Source organism: Streptomyces sp. NBC_00335 (assembly GCF_036127095.1).
Lineage (GTDB): Bacteria > Actinomycetota > Actinomycetes > Streptomycetales > Streptomycetaceae > Streptomyces.
The window spans coordinates 3971339-3996028 of the sequence record NZ_CP108006.1; the positions used below are offsets into that span (position 1 = coordinate 3971339).

At 71.5% G+C, this 24690-nt stretch carries 24 protein-coding genes; 4 read left to right on the forward strand and 20 right to left on the reverse strand.

Annotated elements, in window-relative coordinates; genetic code table 11:
* Positions 1-43: 43 nt before the first annotated feature.
* The 14 genes from OHA37_RS17700 to OHA37_RS17765 all read right to left on the reverse strand — a co-directional run bounded on the left by OHA37_RS17700 (position 44) and on the right by OHA37_RS17765 (position 14415).
* Positions 44-562, reverse strand: coding sequence for a hypothetical protein (locus OHA37_RS17700; RefSeq protein ID WP_266906331.1), 519 nt, complete (start codon positions 560-562; stop codon positions 44-46).
* A gap of 168 nt (positions 563-730) precedes the next feature.
* Entirely contained in the window at positions 731-2002 is a 1272-nt protein-coding gene (locus tag OHA37_RS17705) for a hypothetical protein (protein WP_266906333.1), read from the reverse strand.
* A 99-nt stretch (positions 2003-2101) separates the two neighbouring features.
* The gene (locus OHA37_RS17710; RefSeq protein ID WP_266906335.1) at positions 2102-3373 is read right to left on the reverse strand and encodes a hypothetical protein; all 1272 of its coding nucleotides are present in this window, start codon (positions 3371-3373) and stop codon (positions 2102-2104) included.
* 368 nt (positions 3374-3741) lie between these two features.
* Entirely contained in the window at positions 3742-4638 is an 897-nt protein-coding gene (locus tag OHA37_RS17715; protein WP_266906336.1) for an alpha/beta hydrolase family protein, read from the reverse strand.
* A 170-nt stretch (positions 4639-4808) separates the two neighbouring features.
* Positions 4809-6044, reverse strand: coding sequence for a kynureninase (kynU, locus tag OHA37_RS17720; RefSeq protein WP_266906338.1), 1236 nt, complete (start codon positions 6042-6044; stop codon positions 4809-4811).
* On the reverse strand, positions 6037-6885 hold the full coding sequence (locus tag OHA37_RS17725) for a tryptophan 2,3-dioxygenase family protein (RefSeq protein WP_266906340.1): 849 nt from the start codon (positions 6883-6885) through the stop codon (positions 6037-6039). Before OHA37_RS17725 ends, kynU begins: the two co-directional genes overlap by 8 nt.
* 206 nt (positions 6886-7091) lie before the next feature.
* Positions 7092-7505, reverse strand: a complete 414-nt coding sequence (locus tag OHA37_RS17730; RefSeq protein ID WP_266906342.1) for a DUF3151 domain-containing protein — start codon at positions 7503-7505, stop codon at positions 7092-7094.
* Between the two features lie 123 nt (positions 7506-7628).
* Complete coding sequence (fbaA, locus tag OHA37_RS17735) at positions 7629-8651, reverse strand: class II fructose-bisphosphate aldolase (RefSeq protein ID WP_112446238.1); 1023 nt, start codon at positions 8649-8651, stop codon at positions 7629-7631.
* Between the two features lie 254 nt (positions 8652-8905).
* Positions 8906-9469 (reverse strand): orotate phosphoribosyltransferase, encoded by a 564-nt coding sequence (gene pyrE / locus OHA37_RS17740; protein ID WP_266906345.1) that lies wholly within the window; start codon positions 9467-9469, stop codon positions 8906-8908.
* A gap of 21 nt (positions 9470-9490) precedes the next feature.
* Positions 9491-10279, reverse strand: a complete 789-nt coding sequence (locus OHA37_RS17745; protein WP_266906347.1) for an aldose epimerase family protein — start codon at positions 10277-10279, stop codon at positions 9491-9493.
* Between the two features lie 66 nt (positions 10280-10345).
* Positions 10346-11251, reverse strand: coding sequence for a CoxG family protein (locus OHA37_RS17750; protein WP_266906349.1), 906 nt, complete (start codon positions 11249-11251; stop codon positions 10346-10348).
* 75 nt (positions 11252-11326) lie between these two features.
* A complete protein-coding gene (locus tag OHA37_RS17755; protein WP_266906351.1) occupies positions 11327-12985 on the reverse strand; it encodes a polyamine aminopropyltransferase in 1659 nt (552 codons plus the stop codon).
* 228 nt (positions 12986-13213) lie between these two features.
* Positions 13214-13795 carry a DUF2617 family protein gene (locus tag OHA37_RS17760; RefSeq protein WP_266906353.1) on the reverse strand — a complete coding sequence of 194 codons (582 nt, stop codon included), beginning with the start codon at positions 13793-13795 and terminating at the stop codon, positions 13214-13216.
* 377 nt (positions 13796-14172) lie between these two features.
* Positions 14173-14415 carry a hypothetical protein gene (locus tag OHA37_RS17765; RefSeq protein WP_266906355.1) on the reverse strand — a complete coding sequence of 81 codons (243 nt, stop codon included), beginning with the start codon at positions 14413-14415 and terminating at the stop codon, positions 14173-14175.
* 128 nt (positions 14416-14543) lie between these two features.
* On the opposite strand from OHA37_RS17765, the gene OHA37_RS17770 reads away from it, so the two are divergent.
* Entirely contained in the window at positions 14544-15728 is a 1185-nt protein-coding gene (locus tag OHA37_RS17770) for a pyridoxal phosphate-dependent aminotransferase (RefSeq protein ID WP_266906357.1), read from the forward strand.
* 100 nt (positions 15729-15828) lie between these two features.
* Positions 15829-17016, forward strand: coding sequence for a mannosyltransferase family protein (locus OHA37_RS17775; RefSeq protein ID WP_266906359.1), 1188 nt, complete (start codon positions 15829-15831; stop codon positions 17014-17016).
* 39 nt (positions 17017-17055) lie between these two features.
* Here OHA37_RS17775 and OHA37_RS17780 read toward each other — a convergent pair whose 3' ends face one another.
* On the reverse strand, positions 17056-17613 hold the full coding sequence (locus OHA37_RS17780; protein WP_266906361.1) for a YbjN domain-containing protein: 558 nt from the start codon (positions 17611-17613) through the stop codon (positions 17056-17058).
* Between the two features lie 212 nt (positions 17614-17825).
* On the reverse strand, positions 17826-20426 hold the full coding sequence (gene clpB, locus OHA37_RS17785; RefSeq protein ID WP_266906363.1) for an ATP-dependent chaperone ClpB: 2601 nt from the start codon (positions 20424-20426) through the stop codon (positions 17826-17828).
* 100 nt (positions 20427-20526) lie between these two features.
* On the opposite strand from clpB, the gene OHA37_RS17790 reads away from it, so the two are divergent.
* Entirely contained in the window at positions 20527-20973 is a 447-nt protein-coding gene (locus tag OHA37_RS17790; protein ID WP_266906365.1) for a pyridoxamine 5'-phosphate oxidase family protein, read from the forward strand.
* Between the two features lie 195 nt (positions 20974-21168).
* On the opposite strand, the gene OHA37_RS17795 is transcribed toward OHA37_RS17790, so the two are convergent.
* Positions 21169-21480, reverse strand: coding sequence for a (2Fe-2S)-binding protein (locus OHA37_RS17795; protein ID WP_266906367.1), 312 nt, complete (start codon positions 21478-21480; stop codon positions 21169-21171).
* Positions 21480-21740, reverse strand: a complete 261-nt coding sequence (locus OHA37_RS17800; protein WP_266906369.1) for a hypothetical protein — start codon at positions 21738-21740, stop codon at positions 21480-21482. The genes OHA37_RS17795 and OHA37_RS17800 overlap by 1 nt, the downstream gene beginning before the upstream one ends.
* Positions 21741-21824: 84 nt before the next feature.
* Between OHA37_RS17800 and OHA37_RS17805 the strand changes: the two genes are divergently transcribed.
* A complete protein-coding gene (locus OHA37_RS17805; protein ID WP_266906371.1) occupies positions 21825-22832 on the forward strand; it encodes a helix-turn-helix transcriptional regulator in 1008 nt (335 codons plus the stop codon).
* 180 nt (positions 22833-23012) lie between these two features.
* On the opposite strand, the gene OHA37_RS17810 is transcribed toward OHA37_RS17805, so the two are convergent.
* Positions 23013-23465 (reverse strand): heat shock protein transcriptional repressor HspR, encoded by a 453-nt coding sequence (locus OHA37_RS17810; protein WP_266906373.1) that lies wholly within the window; start codon positions 23463-23465, stop codon positions 23013-23015.
* A 1-nt stretch (position 23466) separates the two neighbouring features.
* Complete coding sequence (dnaJ, locus tag OHA37_RS17815; protein ID WP_266906375.1) at positions 23467-24660, reverse strand: molecular chaperone DnaJ; 1194 nt, start codon at positions 24658-24660, stop codon at positions 23467-23469.
* Positions 24661-24690 lie beyond the last annotated feature (30 nt).

Genomic DNA, 24690 nt, shown 5'->3' on the forward strand with positions numbered 1-24690 from the left:
CCCTGCGTGATCTCCCCGGGCCGACTTTACTGGGGTGGGGGTCTCAGCCCTTCGGGGTCGGGCTTCCCTCGCGCGTCGGGCCGCCGCCCGCCGGACCGTCGCCCATGACACGGCCCCGCTCGACGAGGGAACGCACCGCCTCGATGCCTTGCGTGGACATCGTCGCGACGGCGGCCGCGCGCAGGGCCACCGAGCGCACGTCGTTGGCGCGCATGGCCGCCACCAGAGCGAGCTGTGCCGACACCCGCGCCGCCACTTCGTCGTCGATGAAGTAGGCGAGCGGCACGCCGAAGAACTCCCCGAGGACGCGGAGCGTGCCGATGGTCGGATTGGAGACCTTGCCCTTGGCCAGCGCCCACAGCCGGCCGACGGACAGCTTCGGGTCGTTCGTACCGGAAGCTTCCTTGATGCCGTCGACGACCTCCTGGAGCGTGTAGCGCCTGCCGAGCGGCTGCACGTAGGTGAGGAGGTACTCGACGCGCTGACCGAGCAGCTCCGCCTCCCCGCCGGGTCCGTCCGTCGAGGCCTGGACGTCGGGCGGCACTGCGTCCTCGTCGGTCATTACCTGCCTCCTCAAACCGGCTGGTGGCACTCTAGCCGTCGGGAAAGGTGCCCGAAGCCTGCTACGAGGCCTTGGGCCCGGGAGCACTACAACTCCCGGGCCCTGCAGCGGTCTGAGTCGGTCGTACGAGAGGCGGACTGACGGGCCGCCCGCTACCGGGGCACCCTCCTAGCTTCCGGCGTCCCAGTTGGCGGAGACGGGCAGATCACCCTGGGCGCCCCAAGCGACCTTGGTCAGGCTGCCGTTGTCCATACGGAGGTGGAACTCTCCGGTCGAGGGGCGGAAGATGCCGACGTTGTCGGGGCCGGCACCGTCCCAGTTCGCGGTGACCGGCACGTCGCCGCTCTGACCCCACGCGATCTTGGTGAGACTGCCGTTGTCCATCCGCAGGTGGAACTCACCCGTCGACGGACGGAAGATGCCGACGTTGGCCGCCGCGCCGCCGTCCCAGTTCCCCGCGATCGGCTGGTCACCGGCCTGCCCCCAGGCGATCTTCGTCAGGCTCCCGTTGTCATAGCGGAGGTGGAACTCACCCGTCGAGGGGCGGAAGATCCCGACATTGTCCGGACCGGCGCCGTCCCAGTTCGCGGAAACCGGCAGGTCACCACTCTGACCCCACGCCACCTTCGCCAGCGAACCGTTGTCGTAACGGAGGTGGAACTCACCCGTCGAAGGCCGGAAGATCCCGACATTGTCCGGACCGGCGCCGTCCCAGTTCGCGGAAACCGGCAGGTCACCACTCTGACCCCACGCCACCTTCGCCAGCGAACCGTTGTCGTACCGCAGGTGGAACTCACCCGTCGAAGGCCGGAAGATCCCGACATTGTCCGGACCGGCGTTGGCCTTGCCGAAGAGCGCATCGACTATGCGCTGACCATCGGACGCCTGGACCTGGTACCGGTCGGGGAACGCGGATATCTGGACCGCCTGGCAGACCTCGCCTATCGGCCTGGTCTGCCAGTTGTTCACCTTGAGCAATGCGTTGAGGAAGGCATTGGTCGACCAGGTCGGGTTCATCCGCTGCTCGAAGGAGCCCCAGGGGTCCCGCTGCTGGAACAGACCGACGCTGTCGCGGTCCCCACTCGGATAGTTCACCAAAGTGGTCTCGACTATGGAGGTGGTCACGGCGAGCACCGCGGCCCGATGCGGAAGGCCCCGGGCCTCGACGGCCTTGACGATCGCGCGGGCACACGAAACCCGGTAGGAGTCGAGGGCGCCGCGCAGGGTTCCGGTGAGCTGACCACTGAGCTGGCTGGCAACGGCCTGGTCGGAGGCCGTTTCCGGTCCGCAGGAGTACTTTTCGGCGACGAGGACCGTGGCCGGGTTGGAGAGGTCCGGCCCCTCACTCGCCTGAGCGATCGGAGCCGTGGCGAGTACGCCGACGGTGAGGGCCGCGGTGGCGGCGACGGCGGAGAGGTGGTGGCGCATGGTGCGGTTCACGATGAGCGTCCTGCTTCCGAATCCGGTGGCAAATGAGGTGTCGTCGCATGTGCGCCCCCGGAGGGCGCGGCGTCTCGCCGCGCCCTCCGGGGGATGACGTCACCCGGCGTTGCCGTCCCAGTTCGCGGAGACGGGGAGATCGCCCTGGGCGCCCCAGGCGACCTTGGTGAGGCTGCCGTTGTCCATCCGCAGGTGGAACTCACCCGTCGAAGGACGGAAGATCCCGATGTTGTCGGGACCCGCACCGTCCCAGTTCGCGGTGACCGGCACGTCGCCGCTCTGCCCCCAGGCGATCTTCGTCAGGCTCCCGTTGTCCATCCGGAGGTGGAACTCACCTGTCGAGGGACGGAAGATGCCGACGTTGGCCGCCGCGCCGCCGTCCCAGTTCCCCGAGACCGGCTGGTCACCGCTCTGCCCCCAGGCGATCTTCACCAGCGAACCGTTGTCGTAGCGGAGGTGGAACTCACCCGTCGACGGACGGAAGATGCCGACGTTGTCCGGACCGGCGCCGTCCCAGTTCGCGGAAACCGGCAGGTCACCACTCTGACCCCACGCCACCTTCGCCAGCGAACCGTTGTCGTAACGGAGGTGGAACTCACCCGTCGACGGACGGAAGATCCCGACGTTGTCCGGACCGGCGCCGTCCCAGTTCGCGGAAACCGGCAGGTCACCACTCTGACCCCACGCCACCTTCGCCAGCGAACCGTTGTCGTAACGGAGGTGGAACTCACCCGTCGAGGGGCGGAAGATCCCGACGTTGTCCGGACCGGAAGCGACCGCATCGTCGACGATGCTGTTGTTTCGGACCGGCCTGTAGGTCCCCTTCCCGGAGAAGTACGGGTAGGGAATGGCCCTGTGATGCACGCCGGACTTGGTGAACTCGTAGGCGTCGTACGAGGTCTTCGAGGAATCGGTCCAGCCGGCGAAGACGGCGATGTGGCCATCTGCCCCGGCCGCGTCGTTGAGCAGGGCGTCACCGGGCTTGAGGTCGCTCTTGGATATCCAGGAAGCGACGCCGCTGGGAACGTAACTGGTGGTGTCCAGGCCGGGCTTGCCGAGGCCCCAGGCCATCGAGGCATAACCTGAGCAGTCCGTCCGGTATCCGTCGTGGGTGCCACCCCCGTTGTAGACGAGCCCTCGCCCGACCCAGGACGCGGCCCGCCGGATCACCTCACTGCGCTTGATCTGAGGGCCGGCGGCGAGCTGGTACGCGACGGACGGGCCTTGGCCGGCGCCGCCCGTGTCCGAGACGGCGGTCAGGCCCTTCGACGGTTCGGTCGCCTGGGCCGGTGCGGTGATCAGAAGGCCGGCTGCCAGACCTGCGACGGCCGCACTGGCCAGACCGCGGGTCAGGACATGCGTGTTCGACATGAAAGTCCCCCCATGAGACGAATGCATGACGTGCATGACGTGCGTCACGACCGGCCCGACAGGCCCGCCCGTCCGTCTGGTACGCCTGACGGCGGGAGCGTGCCCGAGGTGCTGGAGTGACGCCGGTTCAGATGGGGGAAGCATCCATACGGGGCTCGAAGGTTGTCAATCTTTAATGAAAATGCACCGCAGGCGTCAATGACGCGATTACGCCCAACCCTGACGCCCAATTGGCCTGACATAACGGGATACACCAAGGCAGATCTCAGTGATTCGCGTGCGGTCGCGCGCTCGACTCTTTGGCTTGATGCTTCACTTTGGATTCACTAAATGCGAAAACGGAGGCTCCCGCACCGGGATGCCCGGCCCTACCAGGCCAGCTGCGAGATCTCCTCCGCCACCACCGCGCACGCGTCCGCCGCCGGGTCGATGAGCGGGAAGTGACCCACCCCGTCCAGCAGGGTCAGCCCCACCATCTCCCCCGCCAGCGCGGCCGCCGCCACGTAGGCCTCGGACACCGCCTCCGGGACCACGATGTCGCTCCGCCCCTGGACCACCGCCGTCGCGATGCCCGTCGGGAGCAGCGCCGCCGGGTCGGCGTACGGACGGCGGGCGGCGAAGCCGGCCATCCCGCCCAGGAGTTGCGCCGAGGCGCCCCCGCACACCCCGAGCTCCTCCGCCACCGTGAAGTCCGCGATCGGGGCCAGCGCCACCACGCCGCGCAGCAGCGGCGGCGAAGGCAGCCTCCAGCCGGCCTGGGCGTCGTACGGGAGCACGTGGCGGGCCGCGGCCCACAGCGCGAGGTGGCCCCCGGCGGAGTGGCCGGTCAGCACCGTGCGGCGCGGGTCGGCCTCCGGCAGGCTGGCGGCGGCCAGACCGGGCAGGGCGTCGAGGGCGGCGGCCACGTCGTCGAAGGTCTCGGGCCAGCGACCTGCCACGGGGCCCTCGGCATCCTGATGCGGCACCGAACTCCCCCGCCGGTACTCGACGTTGGCGACGGCGAAACCCCGGCGGGCCAGGAAGTCCGCGAAGGGGGTGATGTGCTGCCGGTCGTACGGGGCGCGCCAGGCCCCGCCGTGCAGGACGACGACCAGCGGAGCGGAGCGCGCGGCACCCGGCTGCGCCCGCTCCCCGCGCGGGGCGTAGAAGTCGACGATCTGGTCGGGGTGTTCACCGTAGGCGGCCGTCGCGTCGGGGGCTACGGGCGGATGGGAGAAGGCCGAGGCGGCCTCGGCGGCGTCCCGTTCGACTGCGGGGTCCGTCATCGGCTCAACCTCCGGTAACGCATGGGACGAGGGGGACTGGTGTTCCGGTGTTCCGGCAGAGCGGGACCGTATCAGGCCGGAACGGTCCCCTCCGTGGCGGGCCGAGCAGATACCGGCGCGGGCGGGGCCGTAGCCCCGCCCGCGCGGTGATGTGACGTTTCGCTACCGGTTCACCCGAAAATGTGACCCAGTGCGCGCGCCGCACGCTCCGCGTCCGCGAAGCCGACGTACAGCGGGGTGAATCCGAACCGCAGGACATCGGGAGCGCGGAAGTCCCCGATCACCCCCCGCGAGATGAGCTCGCGCATGACCCCGTCCGCGTTCTCGGTGCGCAGCGACACCTGGCTGGCGCGCCGTTCGTGCTCCGTGGGGGTGACCAGCTCGACCTTGCCCGCCGGGACGTACGCCGCCACGCAGTCGAGGAAGAAGTCGGTCAGCGCGAGGGACTTCGCCCGGACGTCCTCGACCGCGACCCCGTCCCAGGCGTCCAGGGCGGCCTCCAGCGCGAGCATGGACAGGATGTCCGGCGTGCCGACGCGGGCCCGTGCCACGCCCTGCGCCGCCTCGTAGGAGGGGGTCATCGCGAACGGGTCCGCGTGACCGTTCCAGCCCGGCAGCGGGGAGTCGAAGGCGGACTGGTGGCGGGTGGCGACGTACAGGTACGCGGGGGCGCCGGGGCCGCCGTTGAGGTACTTGTACGTACAGCCGACCGCGAGGTCCACCGCGTGCGCGTCGAGCCCGACGGGCAGGGCCCCGGCCGTGTGGCACAGGTCCCAGACGACGAGCGCCCCCGCGTCGTGCGCGGCCGCGGTGAGGCCGGGCAGGTCGTGCAGGCGGCCGGTGCGGTAGTCGGCGTGGTTGAGGAGGACCACGGCGGTGTCCGGGCCCATCGCCCCCGCGGCGGCGGCCGGGTCGACCGGGACGACGCGCAGGCCCGTCATCCGGGCCGCCGATTCGGCGATGTAGCCGTCGGTGGGGAAGGTGGCGGCGTCCACGAGCAGCTCGGTCCGGCCGGGCGCGGCCAGCCGGGCGGCGCCGACCAGGGCCTTGAAGAGGTTGACGCTGGTGGAGTCGCCGACGACCACCTGGCCGGCGGCGGCGCCGACCAGCGGGGCTATCCGGTCGCCGATGCGCTCGGGGGCGTTCCACCAATTGGCTTCGCCCTCGGTCCAGGAGCGGATCAGGCGGGTGCCCCACTGCTCCGTGACGACCTCGGCGAGCCGGGCGGCCACCCCTGCGGGGAGCGCGCCGAGGCTGTTGCCGTCGAGGTAGACCACGCCCTCGGGGAGGGCGAAGCGGTCGCGGAGCTTGCCGAGGGGGTCGGCCGCGTCCAGGGCTTCGGCGCGGGCCGCCAGGTCGGCGTTCGCCGCCAGGTCGGCGTTCGGGTCCACGTGCGACTCAGACATGGCTGCGCGCCGTCCAGAGCTCCGGGAAGACGTTCTTCTGGGCGCGCTTCTCCAGCCAGGTCACACCGGCCGAGCCGCCCGTGCCCGTCTTCGCGCCCATCGCGCGCCGGGTGGCGACCAGGTGGTCGTTGCGCCAGCGCCAGACCAGCTCGGCGACGTCGGTGAGGACCTCGCCGAGGCGGTGCAGGTCCGGGTGGGCGTCCGGGGCCGCGTACAGCGCCGTCCAGACGGCTTCGACCTCGGGCGAGGGCTCGTAGCGCCGGGAGAGGTCGCGGTCCAGGACGGACTGCGGGACCGGGAGGCCGCGGCGGGCGAGGAGGCGCAGCACCTCGTCGTAGAGGCTGGGCTCCTGGAGGGCCTTCTCCAGCTCCGCGTGGACGCGCGGGGCGCCGCGGTGCGGGACCAGCATGGAGGCGGCCTTGTCGCCGAGCAGGAACTCCATCCGGCGGTACATCGCCGACTGGAAGCCGGAGCCTTCGCCGAGGGCGGCGCGGTACGCGTTGAACTGGCCCGGGGTCAGCTGGGCGAGGGGGCGCCAGGAGGCGTTGAGGGCCTCCAGCTCGCGGAGGGATCGTTTCAGCGCATCCATCGCGACGGGGAGCTGGTCCTCGCGGAGCGCCTTCGCGGCGGTCTCCCACTCGTGGACGATGACCGTGAACCACAGCTCCATGACCTGGGTGGTGACCAGGAACACCATCTCGCCCGGGTCGTCCGAGCGCAGGTGCTGGAGGTGGGTGAGGACGTCCGCCTGGACGTAGTCCTCGTAGGGGGTCGTGCCGGCGAAGTCGAGGTTCGGGGTGTCCGAACCGCCGTCTCCGGAGGCATCAAGGGCGTGCGACATCGCTGTCTCCTCGATACGTGCTTCCGGGTAGCGGTCCGCTCCTTCCGGTGAGGTGAGTGGAGCTCCGGTCCCCTGTCCGCATCATAAGACCGACGTGCCGCAGGGCTTCAATAGTCAGTGGCGCACGTCACCTTCCGCGACCGGGCGGGCCCCATGCGGGAACCCGCCCGGTACGGGCGCAGAAGGATCACGCCTCAGGCACGGCCTCAGACGGCGAGGACGTCCGCGGCCGTCTCGGAGGAGTCGCGCAGGAAGGTCGAGCAGCGCTCGTACTCCTCCTTCTCGTCGATCGCGCCGGCCGCGCGGGCCAGGGCGTTCAGGGCGCGCAGGAAGCCGCGGTTCGGCTCGTGCTCCCACGGCACCGGGCCGTGGCCCTTCCAGCCGGCGCGGCGCAGCGCGTCCAGGCCGCGGTGGTAGCCCGTACGGGCGTACGCGTACGACTCGACCGTGCGGCCGGCCGCGAAGGCCTCGTCGGCGAGGAGCGCCCAGGCGAGGGAGGAGGTCGGGTGCGCGGCGGCCACCTCGACGGCGGGGGTGCCCGCGGCGACGGCCGCGATGCCCGGCTCGTCGGGGAGGTGGGTGGGGGCGGGGCCCCCGAGGAGGTTCTGGTGAAGAGACATGCCCACAGTCTGGGGGATGCGGGCACGCGGGCACGCAGAAGGGCCCGGCCCCGCCGTCCGTGGACGGCGGAACCGGGCCCTTCCGGGAAGCCGCTGCTACTGGAGCTGCCGCGTGAGCCGCTGCTACTTGAGCTTGGTGCCCGTGGAGCGCAGGTTCGCGCAGGCCTCGGTGACGCGCGCGGCCATGCCGGCCTCGGCGGCCTTGCCCCACGTGCGGGGGTCGTACTTCGACTTGGTGCCGACCTCGCCGTCGACCTTCAGGACCGCGTCGTAGTTGCGGAACATGTGGTCCACGACCGGGCGGGTGAAGGCGTACTGGGTGTCGGTGTCGAGGTTCATCTTCACGACGCCGTTCTCCAGCGCGGTGGCGATCTCCTCGGCCGTGGAGCCCGAGCCGCCGTGGAAGACGAAGTCGAACGGGGAGGACTTGCCGTACTTCTCGCCGACGCCGGCCTGGAGGTCCTTGAGGAGCTCGGGGCGCAGGACGACGTTGCCCGGCTTGTAGACGCCGTGCACGTTGCCGAAGGAGGCGGCCAGCAGGTAGCGGCCCTTCTCGCCCAGGCCCAGGGCCTCGGCGGTGCGCAGCGCGTCGTCGACGGTGGTGTACAGCTCGTCGTTGATCTCGTGGCTGACGCCGTCTTCCTCGCCACCGGTCGGGGTGATCTCGACCTCGAGGATGATCTTCGCGGCGGCGGCCTTGGCGAGCAGCTCCTGGCCGATGGCCAGGTTGTCGGCCAGGGTCTCGGCGGAGCCGTCCCACATGTGCGACTGGAAGAGCGGGTTGAGGCCGCGGGCCACGCGCTCGGCCGAGATCTCGATCAGCGGGCGGACGTAGGTGTCCAGCTTGTCCTTGGGGCAGTGGTCCGTGTGCAGCGCGACGGTGATGTCGTACTTGGCGGCCACGATGTGCGCGAACTCGGCCAGGGCGGCGGCGCCGGTGACCATGTCCTTGTTGTACTGGCCACCCAGGAACTCCGCACCACCGGTGGAGATCTGGATGATGCCGTCGCTCTCGGCCTCCGCGAAGCCGCGCAGTGCAGCGTGCAGGGTCTGGGTCGAGGTCACGTTGATCGCCGGGTAGGCAAACTTGCCTGCCTTCGCCCGGTCGAGCATCTCGTTGTAGACCTCGGGGGTTGCGATGGGCATCTGTCCGCTCCTTGGATGTGCGGGGAGTGTGCTTATTGCGGGCCCTGACCTGGGGGCGACGTTGCCGTCGTGCCCATCTTTCCAGACTCGGGGGCACACTCCACCTCCGTGACGGCACCACGCGGCCCGATCCGGGTGGAGTGTTTCACGTGAAACACTCCACCCGAACAGAAAACCGCAGGTCAGGACCTGCTTACGGACTCCTGAGGACCTAAGTCACCAGTTGTGCGGAAGCACGACCCACTGTCCGAGGGTTAGGACAAACCGAGGTCGTCCAGCTGATAGCCGGTGAGGTAAGGCAGCCCCGCGGCCGCGATGGCGTCGGCCGCGCCGCGGTCGACGATCGTCGCGACGGCCACGACCTCGCCGCCCGCCTCGCGGACCGCCTCGACGGCGGTCAGCGGGGAACCGCCGGTGGTCGAGGTGTCCTCGACCACCAGGCAGCGCTTGCCCTTCACGTCGGTGCCCTCGATGCGGCGCTGCATGCCGTGCGCCTTCTGCGCCTTGCGGACGACGAAGGCGTCCAGGCGCGCGCCGCGCGCGGCGGAGGCGTGCAGCATCGAGGTGGCAACCGGGTCGGCGCCCAGCGTCAGGCCGCCGACGCAGTCGAACTCCAGGTCGGCGGTGAGGTCGAGCATGACCTGGCCGACCAGCGGGGCGGCCTCGCCGTCCAGGGTGATGCGGCGGAGGTCGATGTAGTAGTCGGCCTCGCGGCCGGAGGAGAGGATCACCTTGCCGTGCACGACGGCCTTGTCCTTGATCTGCTGCAGAAGCGCATCGCGTGTGGCTACCGCCATTACTTCGTTGACGTCACTCATGGCCCCGAGCTTAATTGGGCCCTACCCGAGCCGCCGCCACGTCCACGTCGTGGAGATCTCCAGCGGGTCCACGGGGGTGACCAACTGGGGGAGGCTGTTCAGTCCGTTCGGCGGGCCCGACTGCGGTTCCACGCAGACGGCCTCGGGCTCCTCGTCGTAGACGACCACCCATTCGGAGCGGCTGGTGACCTTCAGCTCCAGGGCGTCGGGCCACGTGAGGGTGACGTCGACCCCGTACGGCATGCCGAAGCAGTCGTCCCAGGGGCCGGGCTTGGGGTCGATGCGGTTGCCGGTGGGGAGGTGGTCGGCGCCGCGCTCCTCCTGCCAGGCGGCCTCGAAGTCGATGCGTACGTCGGCCCCGCCGCCGGCGAGGTTGCGCAGGAACCAGGGGTGCCAGCCGGCCTGCGCCGGGAAGGAGTCACCGTAGGTCTCGATGCCCATCGTCAGGGTCAGCGCGTTCTCGCCGAGCTCGAAGATCTGGGTGACCAGGCCCTCGTACGGCCACGGGTCGGCGAGCGGGTACGTGAAGGCGGCCTCGGTGGCGGTGGCCCGGGCGGGGCGCCAGGCGGCGTCGCGGCCGAAGCCGTGGATGGCGTGCGGCGGGTGGTTCAGCGGCAGCTGGTGCAGGGTCGCGCCGTCCTGGAACTGCCCGTCCCTGGTCCGGCCGCACCACGGGACCATGGGGAAGGACCCGTAGTGGTCCCCCTGCCGCAGCAGCTCCGTCCCGTCGATGCGCAGACTGCTGATCCGGCAGCCGTTCTGCTGGTCGATGGTCACCTCGGCGCCGCCGGCGCGCAGTTGCGTACTCATGCCATGACCTTAGTCAGCCCGGCGGGGTGTTCAGGCCCGCGCCGGGAAGCGGGCGCGTTCCCCGGGTCAGCGTCGGCGGCGCAGGGCGCGGCCCAGGAGGACCGCCGAGGCCACGGCCACGGCCGCGGCCGGGGCGATCCAGCGGAGGTTGGCGTTCGCGGAGGCGGAGGTCGGGGCCGGGACCGGGGCGTAGCGGCCGCGCGGGGGCGCGTGGTCGACCTCCTCCGCGCTGCGGCCGATCATCGTGCGGCGGGCGTGCGCGGCCTCGGCCGGCGGACGCGGGGGGCCGCCGAGGTCCCCGAGGTCGGCCATGCCTTCGAAGGTGCCCTCCAGGAACGGGTCCAGGGACGGGGGCGGGACGTCGGTGTCGAACACGGACGCGGTGACCTCGGTGAACCCGGGGCCGGGGTCCTCGTGGTCCGAGTCAGCACCAGAGTCAGAGCCAGAGCCAGAGCCAGCATCAGAGTCAGAGTCGACGTCGGCGTGCACGTCGGAGTCGGCGGCGGTGTCCACCGCTGCTTCGCCCGCCCCGGCGGTGCCGTCGACCGCGAGGGCCGCGAGGTGCCCGGCGGCGCGGTCCAGGAGGCGGTGCGCGGCCGTGGCGGCCGCGTCGGGGGCGAAGGCTGCGGCGCGGCCGTCGGCGGCGGACTCTGCGGTGAACTCCAGCCGGGTGCCGCCGTCCGCCTCGGTCAGGCGCAGCACGAGGGAGAGCTTCACGGTCCCGCTCCCCCGCACCTCGGTGCCCTCGCCCGCGAGGGTGAAGTGGTCCGGGTCCTGCTCGGTGACGGCGAGGGTGCCGCGGTAGGTGACGGTGTGCCCGCCGACCCGCACCCTCAGCCGGCCGGACAGCGGCCCGGCCTCGGTATCGGCGTCCTGCTGGAGCCCCGGCACGCATCGCGCCAGCCGGGCGGGGTCGCGCAGCACGGCGCGGACGTCGGCGGAGGGGACCGGTACGAACACCTGATGCTCCATGCGGACGAGCCTACCGACGCGACCGCCCGGCCACGAGTACCCCGGCCATGCGTACCCGGGCTACGAGCACTCCGGCTACGAGTACCTCGGGTGCGGCAGCGTCGACGGCGGGAGGCCCGCCACCCGGGTGCTCTCCGTGTCCCGGGCCGCGTCGGCCAGGGACTGCGTGGACAGGGACCGCAGGACGGGCGTCTCCCGGTCCACCCGCAGCCGGGGCACGCCCTCGCGGGCCGCCAGGACGAAGCCCCAGTCCTGCGGGAGCTTCGCGGCGGCGGCGGACGCGGAGCCCGCGCCGAGCACCCGGTCGGGGCCGGCGGCGAAGCCCGAGAGGCGGCCGCCCGCGCTGTAGGGGGCGGTGCGCAGGCCGGCCGCGCGCAGGGTGGCCTCGACGGTCCAGTAGGTACGGGGCCTGGTGCCGGGCGGCCCCGCGTGGACGGCGAGCCGCCCGCCGGGGCGCAGGGCCCGCGCGGCGAGCCCGTAGAACTCCTGCGAGTACAGCTTCGTGCTGGGGGTGATCCCGGGGTCGGGCAGGTCGGAGACGATGACGTCGAAGCGGGCCCGGGAGGCGGGTGCGCGCAGCCAGCGGAAGGCGTCCTCGGTGACGACGCCGAGGCGCGGGTCCTCGTACGCCCGCCCGTTCAGCGCGGAGAGCATCGGGTCGGTCCGGGCGAGCCGCACGACTCCGGGGTCGAGTTCGACGACGGTGACGGAGGCGACGTCGCGGTAGCGCAGCACCTCGCGGGCGGCGAGGCCGTCTCCGCCGCCGAGGACCAGGACGCGGGTGTGCGGGCCGGTCATCGCGGGGTGCACGAGGGCCTCGTGGTAGCGGTACTCGTCGTAGCCGCTGACCCGCAGGCGGCCGTCGAGGAAGAGGTCGAGGGAGCGCGGTGAGCCGTTCGGGGGACCGGTGAGGACGAGTTCCTGGACTCCGGTCTGGACGGCGACGCGGACCTCGCCGCCGTAGACGGCGCGGCGGGCGACGCGTTCGAAGTCGTCGGCGAGGACCGTGGCGCAGCCCAGGACGGTGAGGACGGTGACGTTGACGGCGACGAGCAGCCAGCGGGCGCGTCGGCTCAGGTCCCGGCGGAACAGCCACAGGACGAGGCCGCCGCCGGCGATGACGTTGACGGTGCCGGTGAACATGGCGCCGGTGAGCTGTCCGAGGACGGGCAGCAGCAGGAAGGGGAAGGCGAGGCCGCCGACGAGGGCGCCGACGTAGTCGGCGGCGAACAGGTCGGCGACGGCGCCGCCCGCGTCCTGTCTGCGGATGCGCTGGATGAGGACCATCAGGAGCGGGATCTCGGCGCCGATCAGGACGCCGATGGCGAAGGAGAAGGCGACGAGGGCGGGCCGGGACTCCCCCAGCCAGGCGAAGCTGGCGTAGAGCGCTATGGCGGAGAGCCCGCCGAGCAGGGCGAGGCCCGCTTCGACGAGGGCGAAGCCGAAGGCGGGGCGGGCGCGCAGGGCCTTGGCGAGCAGGGATCCGACGCCCATGGCGAAGACCATGACGGACAGCACGACCGACGCCTGGGTGACGGAGTCGCCGATGAGGTACGAGCCGAGGGCGAGCAGCTCCAGCTCGTATACGAGCCCGCAGGCGGCGCAGACGAACACGGTGGCCAGGACGAGGAGTCGGCCGGTCCTGGGCCGTACGGGCAGGGCGGCCGGGACGCGGGCCACACCGCGCGGCTCCGGAGCCGAAAGCACCCCGCGCGGGGCGGAACGGTCGATCATGAAGCGAACCGTACGTCACCGCCTGCTCGCATCCGGTCACCCACATGGGTGTAAGTGGCGCACTGGTTCGGGCAGTTGGCGTAACCGCTCGGCAACTCCGCGACCCCCGCGACCCCAGGGCCCCCGGATCGGCGCCGGCGCCCGGCCGGGACGCCCCCTGGGGCCCGGCCGACTCGGCCTGGCGCTGCGGCCGGAAGGGTTCACCGGGTCGCGACGCCCGGCACGGCGCTAGATCAGCACCGGCGCCTGGGCGCCCAGCTGCACGGCGCCCGCCGCGTCCACGCCCGCACCGGCACCCGTCCCCGCGGCCCGTACGCCGACCCGGGTGCGGGTGGCCACCAACTGCCCTTCCTGCGGGTACGCGTGCCAGGTCCGCCAGCGCACCTGGCCCTCGTAGCGCTGCGCGAGCATGGCGGTGAAGGCGTGCGGGCTGCCGGGGAAGGTGCCGGCGAGCCCGTTCGGGTGGTCCGCGACCAGCGCGAGCAGTTCCTGCGCGCGCCCGGCGAAGGAGCCGCGCGAGAGGTTCTCGACCCGCGCGGCGAACTCGTACTCCCAGTCGCCGACGCGCTTGGCCACGCCGAGCGGAAGCGGGGTGCTGCTGCCGGGCATACAGGCGACGGTCTCGGAGCAGAGCACGTCGCCCTCTTCCAGGAGTACCTGGTGGGAGGCCCCGAGCAGGCGCAACTCCACTTTCGCTCCACCCAGTTCGAGGTTCAGTACGGCCAGGGCGGGCAGCCGCTCCCGACCCAGGGCCCAGGCGAGATCGGCGGCACGCGTGTCGGTATAGGTGGTCTGGAGGGTCGTGAGCATGAGTCGGCTCCGCAAACGCGCGAGGGAGATGGGCCGGGGCCCGCCAGCGGTAGTCAACGGGTGGGGGGACACCGGCACGGGTCCACAGGAAGTCCAGGGAGGTCCGAGGACTGGTCTACTCAACCGAGGGAATCATGAAAGGCACGGCACTCACAGCGTTTTTACCCAAGTTGCAGGGGTTTACATCCCCTCGGGGGCTACCCAGTTCACGTGTTCAACGACATGCCGCCCGTACGCCGTAATGCGCGGCCGTGACGTCCGAACAAGAAGACGCCCGACGGAAGTTGTGCCCGGCGGGCGCCTCACCTATGCGGGACGCGGTACGAAGGTGGTCCGGAGGCTGAAGCCATGGAGCCATGCCTCCATGCTGCCCCGTCTCAGCTGGAACCGCATCCTCCGCCGCCGCCGCAGGACGAGGAGGAGCCACAGCTGGACGAGGAGGAGCCGCACGAGGAGGAACCCCCCGAGTCGCCCCCGGCCCACCAGCCCCCGCCGCCGTCACTGCCGCTGCTGCGGCCACGGCTGCCGCCGACGCTCCGGCCGCCGGCCCCGCTGACCTTGGCCACCAGCCCGACGATCACCACGGCCGCCACCACGAAGATCACTATTCCGAGGATCATCCCCCGACCCCTCTCTGCTCCCCCGGTTGCCCGGGGTGCGGGATCCCCTTCGTCCCGCGTGCTGGGGGGATGCCCGTGCCGTACACGGCCCAAAGCACACTTGAGCAAGTCCAGAGCTTCCCCGCAGGATGGCGCCCATGAGCGCTCCCGCACGCACCAACCGCCCCTTCCTCAACCGCAAGCTGGCGGCCTTCGGCACCACGATCTTCGCGGAGATGTCCGCACTGGCCACCGCCACCGGGGCGATCAACCTCGGCCAGGGCTTCCCCGACACCGACGGCCCCGCCGAGATCGCCGAGGCCGCGGTGCGCGCGATCCGCGACGGCCGGGGCAACCAGTACCCGCCGGGCCCCGGCGTGCCGGAGCTGCGTACGGCGATCGCCGCCCACCAGCAGCGCTTCTACGGCCTCGCCCACGACCCCGACACCGAGGTGCTCGTCACCGCCGGAGCCACCGAGGCCATCGCCGCCTCGCTGCTGGCCCTGCTGGAGCCGGGCGACGAGGTCATCGCCCTGGAACCCTTCTACGACTCCTACGCCGCCTGCATCGCGATGGCAGGGGCCGTCCGGGTGCCGCTGACCCTGCGCGCCCCCGACTTCCGCCTCGACGTGGACGCGCTGCGCGCGGCCGTCACCCCGCGCACCCGCCTCCTGCTCCTGAACACCCCGCACAATCCGACGGGCACCGTCCTGACCCCCGCCGAGCTGGCCGCGGTGGCGGAGCTGGCCGTCTCCCGCGACCTGCTGGTCATCACGGACGAGGTGTACGAGCACCTGGTCTTCGAGGGCGTCCACACCCCGCTGGCGAGCCTGCCGGGCATGCGCGAGCGCACCGTCACCATCTCCTCCGCCGGCAAGAGCTTCTCCTTCACCGGCTGGAAGGTCGGCTGGGTGACGGGGACGCCCGAGCTGGTCACGGCGGTCCGCTCGGCGAAGCAGTTCCTGACCTACGTGTCCTCGGGCCCGTTCCAGTACGCGATCGCCGAGGCCCTCGCCCTGCCCGACTCGTACTACGACTCCTTCCGCGCGGACCTGGCCGCCAAGCGCGACCTCCTCTCCGACGGCCTCGCGGCGGCCGGCTTCGAGGTCTTCCGCCCGCAGGGCACCTACTTCGTCACCACCGACATCACCCCGCTCGGCGAACACGACGGCCTCGCCTTCTGCCGGGCCCTGCCGGAACGCTGCGGCGTGGTGGCCATCCCGAACCAGGTCTTCTACGACGACAAGGCCGCCGGCGCCAGCCACGTCCGCTGGGCCTTCTGCAAGCGCACCGACGTCCTGGAGGAGGCCGTGGAGCGGCTGCGGCGGCTCTGAGGGCGGGGCCCGGGGGCTCGGGGGGCTCGGCAGCCCTGTAGTCGTAGGGTTTGCCCATCGTGGCGACTCCGATCGGGAGCACCCCAGAAAGTCGGGACGCATGGCGACGGAAACGCTGTCGAACGGCGCACGGCCCGGGCGGCGCACCGGGCTGTCCGGCCGGGCCGGGCGGGTGCCGGGCGCCGTGCTCGCGCTCGGGGTGTACGCGGCCGTGCGCGCGGGCGGGGTGCTCGCGGTCGCCGTGGTGGCCTGGTGGACCGGGCGCAGCCCCGTACGGGTGCTCGGGGAGTCCTGGGACTCCGTCTGGTACCTGCGGATCGCCGAGCACGGCTACGGGCGGACCCAGATCTATCCCGGCATCGGGTCCGTGCAGAGCGACTCCGCGTTCTTCCCGCTCTACCCCGTCCTGATCCGCTGCGCCTCGCTCGTGCTGCCCGGCTCGCTGACCGTCGCCGCGCTGGCCGTCGCCTGGATCGCCGCGGGCGCGGCCGCCGTGGGGGTGTACCGGGTCGGGGGGCACCTGCTGGGGGCCCGCGCCGGGCTGCTGCTCGTCGCGCTGTGGGCCTCGGTGCCGCACGCCCTCATGCTGACCCTCGCCTACACCGAGGCCCTGCTGGCGGCCTTCGCCGCCTGGGCCCTGTACGCCCTGCTGCGCGGCCGCTGGGGCTGGGCGGCGGGGCTGGCCGTGCTCGCGGGGCTGACCCGGCCCACCGGGATCGCGGTCGCCGCCGCCGTGACGGCGGCCGCCGCGTACGAGATCTGCCGGCGGCGGGGCCGCGCACCCGCGGCGGTGTGGGCCGCCGGGCTGGCCGCTCCCGCGGGCTGGGCCTCGTACGTCCTGCTCGTCGGCGTGCGCCGGGGGGATCCGCTCGGCGGCTACTTCGCCGTCCAGAGCGGCTGGGGCTCGCGCTTCGACTTCGGCGCGGGGGCGCTGCGCTCCGCGCGGCACGCGCTGTCCGGTATCGGGCAGGTGGAGCTGGCCACGACGGTGACGGTGGTCCTGCTGACGGCCGCGCTGGTGCTCGCCGGGCTGCTGGCGGCCGACCGCCGGATCCCGCTGCCGCTGCTCGTCTACACGGGCGTGCTGCTGGCGATGACCTACGGCGGCGCGGGCTTCTTCGAATCGAAGCCGCGCTTCCTGCTGCCCGCGTTCACCCTCCTGCTGCCGGCGGCGGCCCTCATGGCGAAAGCCCGGCCGCGCACCGCGGTCGTGGTGACCGTGGTGCTGGCCGGGCTCTCGTACGGATACGGGCCGTACCTGCTGCTCGCGTCCGGGGTGGCGCCGTGAGGGTGGCGCCGTGAGGGGTCGGGCGCGGACCGCGAGGACCTAGTTGGTCTCGCCGGCGCCGTCTTCGCCTTCGCCCTCGGACTTCTCGTCCGCGGAGTCGACTTCCTTCTCCAGGCCGAACTGCTCGACGAGCCACTTGTCGAACTCGATCGACGCGCGGACCCAGCTGACCGTGGAGGACACGAAGTGCTCCAGGTTCACGCCGGTGCCGATCAGCATCTGCGCCTCGCCGATCAGGCGGACGGAGCCGTCGTCGTGCGTGTGGCTGTAGACCTTGGGCCACAGCGTGCGGCGGTTCCAGTCGTCGATGGACTCGAGGAGCTGAGCCTTCTCTTCGATCTTGTGCGGGCGGTCGTAGAAGGTCCGCACGGAGAAGACCTGCTGCTCGTCCTCGCCGCGGAACATGAAGTACGTGCGGAAGTCCTCCCACGGCGCCGCGAGGTCACCCTCGTCGTCGACGACGTACTTGAGCTCCATCTGCTCCAGGAGCTGCTTGACCAGGTCCTGGTCGGGGACGACGGGGCCCGCCGGTCCTGTGGCCTGCGGATCGGGCTGCTGCCCTCCGAAGTTCGGAATCGAGGCCGGGTCGATGCTCACCGTGTGACTTCCCTTCGTGCGGATGCCGCCATCCTCCCCCATCGCGCCCACCCCGTGTCCACCCCGGAAGGCGCCGATCCGCGCAGGGCGGACAGGAGTAGGGCCCGGGTAAGCCGGACCCCGGGGATCCCGGGGCCCGGCTGAGGCGGTATTGCGGCGGATTGCAGCGCCTTGTTACTGCCGGGTCGCTACAGCGCCCCGCCCGCCGGAAGCTAGAGCGCCTTGCCCACCAGAAGGCCGTCGCCCGCCACGGCGACGCGGACGGTGTCGCCGTCGCGGATCTCGCCCGCGAGGATCTCCTTGGCCAGGCGGTCGCCGATGGCCGTCTGGATCAGGCGGCGCAGGGGGCGGGCGCCGTACGCCGGGTCGTTGCCCTTGTCCGCCAGCCAGGCCAGGGCCTCGGGGGTGACGTCCAGGGTGAGGCGGCGTTCGGCCAGGCGCTTGGCCAGGCGGCCGATCTGGAGCTCGGCGATGTGGGCCAGCTCGGCCCCGCTCAGGGCGGAGAAGACCACCAGGTCGTCGAGGCGGTTGAGGAACTCCGGCTTGAAGGTGGCCCGCACCACGTCCAGGACCCGGGCCTTCTTCTCGTCCACAGCTGTGGACGGATCCATCAGGAACTGGCTGCCCAGGTTCGAGGTCAGGATCAGGATGGTGTTGCGGAAGTCCACCGTGCGGCCCTGGCCGTCCGTGAGGCGGCCGTCGTCGAGGACCTGGAGCAGGACGTCGAAGACCTCGGGGTGGGCCTTCTCGACCTCGTCCAGGAGGACCACGGAGTACGGGCGGCGGCGGACGGCCTCCGTCAGCTGGCCGCCCTCCTCGTAGCCCACGTACCCGGGCGGGGCGCCGACGAGGCGGGCCACGCTGTGCTTCTCGCCGTACTCCGACATGTCGATGCGGATCATGGCCCGCTCGTCGTCGAAGAGGAAGTCCGCGAGGGCCTTGGCCAGCTCCGTCTTGCCCACGCCCGTCGGGCCGAGGAAGAGGAACGAGCCGGTCGGCCGGTCCGGGTCCGCGATGCCCGCGCGGGTGCGGCGTACGGCGTCGGACACGGCGCGCACGGCCTCGCCCTGGCCGATCAGGCGCCGGCCCAGCTCGTCCTCCATACGGAGCAGCTTCTGGGTCTCGCCCTCCAGCAGCCGGCCCGCCGGGATCCCGGTCCAGGCGCCGACCACGTCCGCGATGTCGTCCGGGCCGACCTCGTCCTTGACCATCGCGTCTTTGGATCGTCCGGTCTTGGAGACCTCGGCCTCGGCCTCGGTGGCCTCCGCGAGCTCGTGCTCCAGGGCCGGGATCTCCCCGTAGAGGAGCTTGGAGGCGGTGTCGAAGTCCCCGTCGCGCTGGGCGCGCTCGGCCTGGCCGCGCAGGTCGTCCAGGCGCTCCTTGAGCTCGCCGACCCGGTTGAGGGACTGCTTCTCCTTCTCCCAGCGGGCGGTGAGGCCCCGCAGGTCCTCCTCCTTGTCCGCGAGGTCCTTGCGGATCTTGTCGAGGCGCTCGCGGGAGGCGGCGTCGGACTCGTTGTTCAGGGCCAGCTCCTCCATCCGCAGCCGGTCGACCGAGCGCTGGAGCTCGTCGATCTCCAGTGGGGAGGAGTCGATCTCCATGCGGAGCCGGGACATGGACTCGTCGACGAGGTCGATGGCCTTGTCGGGCAGGAAGCGGGAGGTGATGTAGCGGTCCGAGAGGGTGGCCGCGGCCACGAGCGCGCTGTCGTTGATGACGACCTTGTGGTGGGCCTCGTAGCGGCCCTTGAGCCCGCGCAGGATCGCGATGGTGTCCTCGACGCTCGGCTCCGCCACCAGCACCTGCTGGAAGCGCCGCTCGAGCGCCGGGTCCTTCTCGATCCGCTCGCGGTACTCGTCGAGGGTGGTCGCGCCGACCATGCGCAGCTCGCCGCGGGCCAGCATGGGCTTGAGCATGTTGCCCGCGTCCATGGAGGAGTCCCCGCCGGCGCCCGCGCCGACGACCGTGTGCAGCTCGTCGATGAAGGTGATGATCTGGCCGTCGCTGGACTTGATCTCCGCGAGGACCGTCTTGAGCCGCTCCTCGAACTCGCCGCGGTACTTGGCACCGGCCACCATCGCGCCGAGGTCCAGGGAGACCAGCCGCTTGTTCTTCAGGGACTCGGGGACGTCGCCCTTGACGATGCGCTGGGCCAGGCCCTCGACGACGGCGGTCTTGCCGACGCCGGGCTCGCCGATGAGCACCGGGTTGTTCTTCGTACGCCGCGAGAGCACCTGCACGACGCGGCGGATCTCGTGGTCGCGGCCGATGACCGGGTCGAGCTTGCCCTCGCGGGCGGCCGCCGTGAAATCGGTGCCGAACTTCTCCAGGGCCTTGTACTGGCCCTCGGGGTCGGGGGTGGTCACCCGCCGCCCTCCTCTTGAGTTCTCGAAGGCGGACAGCAGCTTCTTCGCGGTCGCGCCCTGTGCGGAAAGGAGCTCACCGGCCGCGCCGCCCTTGGCGGCGACGGCGATGAGCAGGTGTTCGGTGGAGAGGTACTCGTCGCCGAGCTTCCCGGCCTGCGCGTCGGCCTCCGCCAGTACGGCGAGCAGCTCGCGGGTGGGCTGCGGGGGCGCGACCGTGGAGCCCGTGACGCTGGGCAGGGCGGCGAGCAGGCGGTCCGCTCCGGCGCGTACGGCGGCCTGGTCGGCGTCGGTCGCGGCGAGCAGGTCGGTGATGTTCTCGTTGTCCTCGCCGGCGAGCAGCGCCAGCAGCAGGTGCGCGGGCGTCAGGTCCGCGTGCCCGTCCTTGACGGCCCTGGTGGTGGCCGCGTTCAGCGCGTCCCGGCTCCTGTTGGTCAGCTCGGCATCCACGTGCGCCTTCTCCCTTCCCTCTCCTGTGTGTGCTTTACATGAGTAACCTGCACAAAGTTGAGTCTATTCCACTCAAGGTGGAGGGACGTACCCTTCGCGCATGTCGACTCCCAGCCCGGCCGGCACGGCCCGCACCGCTCATGACGTACTCAACCCGACGCCGGAGTACCTCGCCTTCTGGCGGGAGCGGCACATATGCACGCTGACCACGCAGCGTCCGGACGGCAGCCCGCACGTGGTCCCGGTGGGCGTGACCTACGACCCGGAAGCCGGACTGGCACGGGTGATCACCAACAAGGGCAGCAAGAAGGTCCGCAACGTGCTGGCGTCGCAGGAGGGCCCGCAGGGCGGGGCCCGGGTGGCGGTGTGCCAGCTGGAGGGGCGGCGCTGGGCGACCCTGGAGGGCCGCGCGGTGGTCCGTACGGACGAGGCCGCGGTCGCGGAGGCGGTACTGCGCTACGCGGAGCGGTACGGGCGGATGCCCTCGCCGAACCCGGACCGGGTGGTCATCGAGATCACGCTGGACCGCGCCATGGGGCGCGCGTAGCCGGTGGCCGCGGCGGCGTCCGGATCCGCAGCCGGTGCGGCGTCCGGATCCGCGGCCGCGGCGGTGTCCGGATCCACGATGTCCGGTTCAACCCCTGGACACGAACATCACAGCGACGCCATCGTGGTCAGGTCCACGATGGCGTCGCTGTGTGGGGGTAGTGCCTGAGCGATCTGCGACGACAGGGGAATCGCTTCAGGCACTGCGGGGGGTGGCGGCGGATTCGGGCTCGAAAAGTTGATGATCACGCTGGTCCAGATTGACGAAGACCATGCCGTACCGGATCTCGCAGCGGACGGGCTGCGGAGCGCCCCGGGGACGGCGCAGACAGCGGTAGGCGCGGACGTCCTCGTCCTCTTCCCGCACCACGATGATCGGCTGGCCGAAGAGGGTGACCTTCAGCGAGTCGCCGGCGTAAGGAATGGCGCTGGTGAGATCGATGAATTGCCAGCCGGAGCGGTAGGCCGATGCCATTTCACGGCGGAAGCCATGATCGTCGGGGGTCATCAGGAGACCCTCGCCGGCGTGGAGTCCCAGCCGATGTCCGTGGGCGCCGAGTCCCACCCGATGTCGCCCATGGGCATGGAGTCCCACCCGATATCCGTATTGCCCGCCTGCACCGATGCCGGGTTCGACCCCGACGCGGCTCGCACGCTATCCGCATCCCCAGTGGCGGCACTGATTGCCCCAAAGACCGCAACGGCGGAGAAAACAACGGCAAGCGCCGAGCGAAGCATTCTCTTGTACATGGTCGGCTTCGTCCTCACTTGATGGAATCCTCTCCCCCGCGTGTCAGACGATGGCTTATTCAGGCACGCCGGTGCCACAGGGACGATGCATCATGTTCTTACATGTTCAGGACCCTGGGGGGTGGAGATTTGCCCAATACAGCCACAAACCCGACACATCCCCACCCGGTCACCAGCATGTGCACCGAGGGAACACGGCTCTACGCGGCGGCCCTGAGCGCCGGCCGCGTGGCCCGCAGCGAGGTCGTCAACGTCCCCTGCCTGCTCGAATTCGGTCTCTTGCGCTCCGATCCCGATGACGCGAACCAACTCCGAGCGGTTCCCCCCTCCGTCGCACTGGCACAGCGGCTCCATCCCCTCGAAAAGGAGATCCAGGACCGGCGCCGCAGCGCCGTGGACCTCACCGATGCTTTCGAGCCGTTCCTCGCCATCAGCGCCCGGAGCCCCGCGAACACCCACGCCATCACCGCGCACGAAGGCCTGGAGCAGATCAACGCGGCGCTCGATCTGGCCACGGCCGAGTGCCACACCGAGGTCCTGACGATCCAGCCGGGCGGGGGCCGCTCCCCCTTCGTCCTGTCCCAGTCGCTGGAGCGCGGCACCAACGTGATCGACCGCGGGGTGAGCATCCGCACGTTGTACCAGCACACCGCGCGGCACAGCCAGAGCATGCTCGCCTACGCGGACCGCGTCTCCACCGGCAAGGTCGAGATCCGCACCCTCGAAGAACTGATCGAGCGCCTCATCATCTTCGACCGTAGCGTGGCCTTCATCCCGGCCCGCGACGACCGGCGTGTCGCGCTGGAGCTGCGCCACCCCGGAGTCGTGGCGTACCTCATCAAGGTTTTCGAGCAACTGTGGCGCCGGGCCGTGCCGTTGGGCGACGAGGTGACCTACGAGCACACGCCGGCGGGGATCTCCGGCGTGCAGCGATCCATCGCCCAGCTCCTCATCGAGGGGCACGTGGACGAGGCCATCGCGCGCCGGCTGGGGATGAACGTACGGACCTGCCGCGCGCACATCGCCAAGCTCGCCTCCGCCCTGGGCAGCGGCAGCCGGGCCCAGCTCGGCTTCCTCATCGCCCAGTCGGGCATCCTCGACGACAAGTAGCCGCCGCGGGCCCGGACCGCCGCCGTGGGGCCGGCAGGAGGCCCTGAGCGGCCTGGAAGCCTGGACGGGTGTACGGGTGGGCCCGGAAACGAGAAGAAGGCCCCGATCCGGTGGATCGGGGCCTTCTCTTCGTTCGCGGCGTCGCCGGTCCGGCAGTCCGCCGGTCCGGCAGTCCGTCGGTCAGTCCATCGGGCGCTTGGGCGCCGGACGCCAGACGACCAGGGCGCTGCCCGGCTGCGGAGCCTGGTACGGGACCAGGTCGCGCCGGTACGAGGCGTGCACTTGGGCCTCGCGCTGCTGGAGGACGGCGGCGGCTCCGTCGACGGCGCTGGAGAGCTCGGCCACGCGCTGCTGGAGCGCGGCGACCTGGTTCTCCAGCTCGATGATCCGCTTGATGCCGGCCAGGTTGATGCCCTCTTCCTGGGACAGCGCCTGCACCGTGCGGAGCAGTTCGATGTCACGGGCCGAGTAGCGCCGGCCGCGCCCGGCCGTACGGCCCGGGGAGACCAGGCCGAGGCGGTCGTACTGGCGAAGGGTCTGCGGATGCAGGCCCGAGAGCTGGGCGGCCACCGAGATCACGTAGACCGGGGTCTCATCGGTGAGCTGGTAGTGGCTCCTACGGCGGCCGTCCATGTCATGCTCCCTTCGCGGACTCGAACAGAGCGGAGCGCGGGTCCTCGGACTCCGTCGCCTCGCGGTACAGCTCCATGGCCTCGCGGGCCTTGTCGTTCAGCTCGGTCGGGACCGCGACCTCCACCGTCACGAGCAGGTCGCCGCGGGTGCCGTCCTTGCGGACCGCCCCCTTGCCGCGGGCCCGCATCGTGCGGCCGCCGGGGGTGCCCGGGGGCAGCTTCAGCGTCACCGAGGGGCCGTTCAAGGTCGGGACCTTGATGTCGGCTCCCAGCGCCGCTTCCGCGAAGGTCACCGGAACGGTCACCGTGAGGTTGTCGTCCTTGCGGCCGAAGACCGGGTGCGCGTCCACGTGCACGACCACGTACAGATCGCCGGCCGGGCCGCCGCGCTCGCCCGGAGCACCCTTGCCGCGCAGCCGGATCCGCTGGGAGTCGGAGACCCCCGCCGGGATCCGGACCTGCATGGTCCGGGAGCTGCGGGCCCGCCCGCTGCCCTTGCAGATGTCGCACGGGGTCTCGGCGATGAGGCCGCGGCCCTTGCAGTCCGCGCAGGGGTCGGTCAGCGAGAAGCCGCCGCCGCTGCCGCGCGAGACCTGGCCGGTGCCGACGCAGGTCGGGCACACGCGGGGCGTGCCGTTCTTGTCGCCGGTGCCCGAACAGGCCTTGCAGGGCGCCTGCGAGGACATCCGGAGCGGGACCGTGGCCCCGTCCACCGCCTCCGTGAAGGAGAGGGTGACCTCCGATTCGATGTCCTGGCCGCGGCGCGGCTGGGTACGGGTGCCCGCACCCGCGCCGGCGCCGCCGCGGTTGAACAGGCCGCCGAAGACGTCGCCCAGTCCGCCGCCGCCACCGCCGAAGCCGCCGCCCGCGCCGCCCTGCTGCTGGCCTCCGAAGAGGTCGCCGAGGTCGAAGTTGAACGAGCCGCCGCCCCCGCCGGGACCGGGGCGGAAGCCGCCGTTCCCGAACAGGGCGCGGGCCTCGTCGTACTCCTTGCGCTTCTTGGCGTCGCCGAGGATGTCGTTCGCCTCGGAGATCTCCTTGAAGCGCTCCTCGGCCGAGGCGTCGCCCTTGTTGGCGTCCGGGTGGAACTCGCGGGCGAGCTTCCGGTACGCCTTCTTGATCTCGGCCTCGGTGGCGTCCTTCGGGACACCGAGGACCTTGTAGTAGTCCTTCTCGACGAAGTCCTTCGTGCTCATCCCCGGTGTCCCTCCTCTCGCGCTACTTCT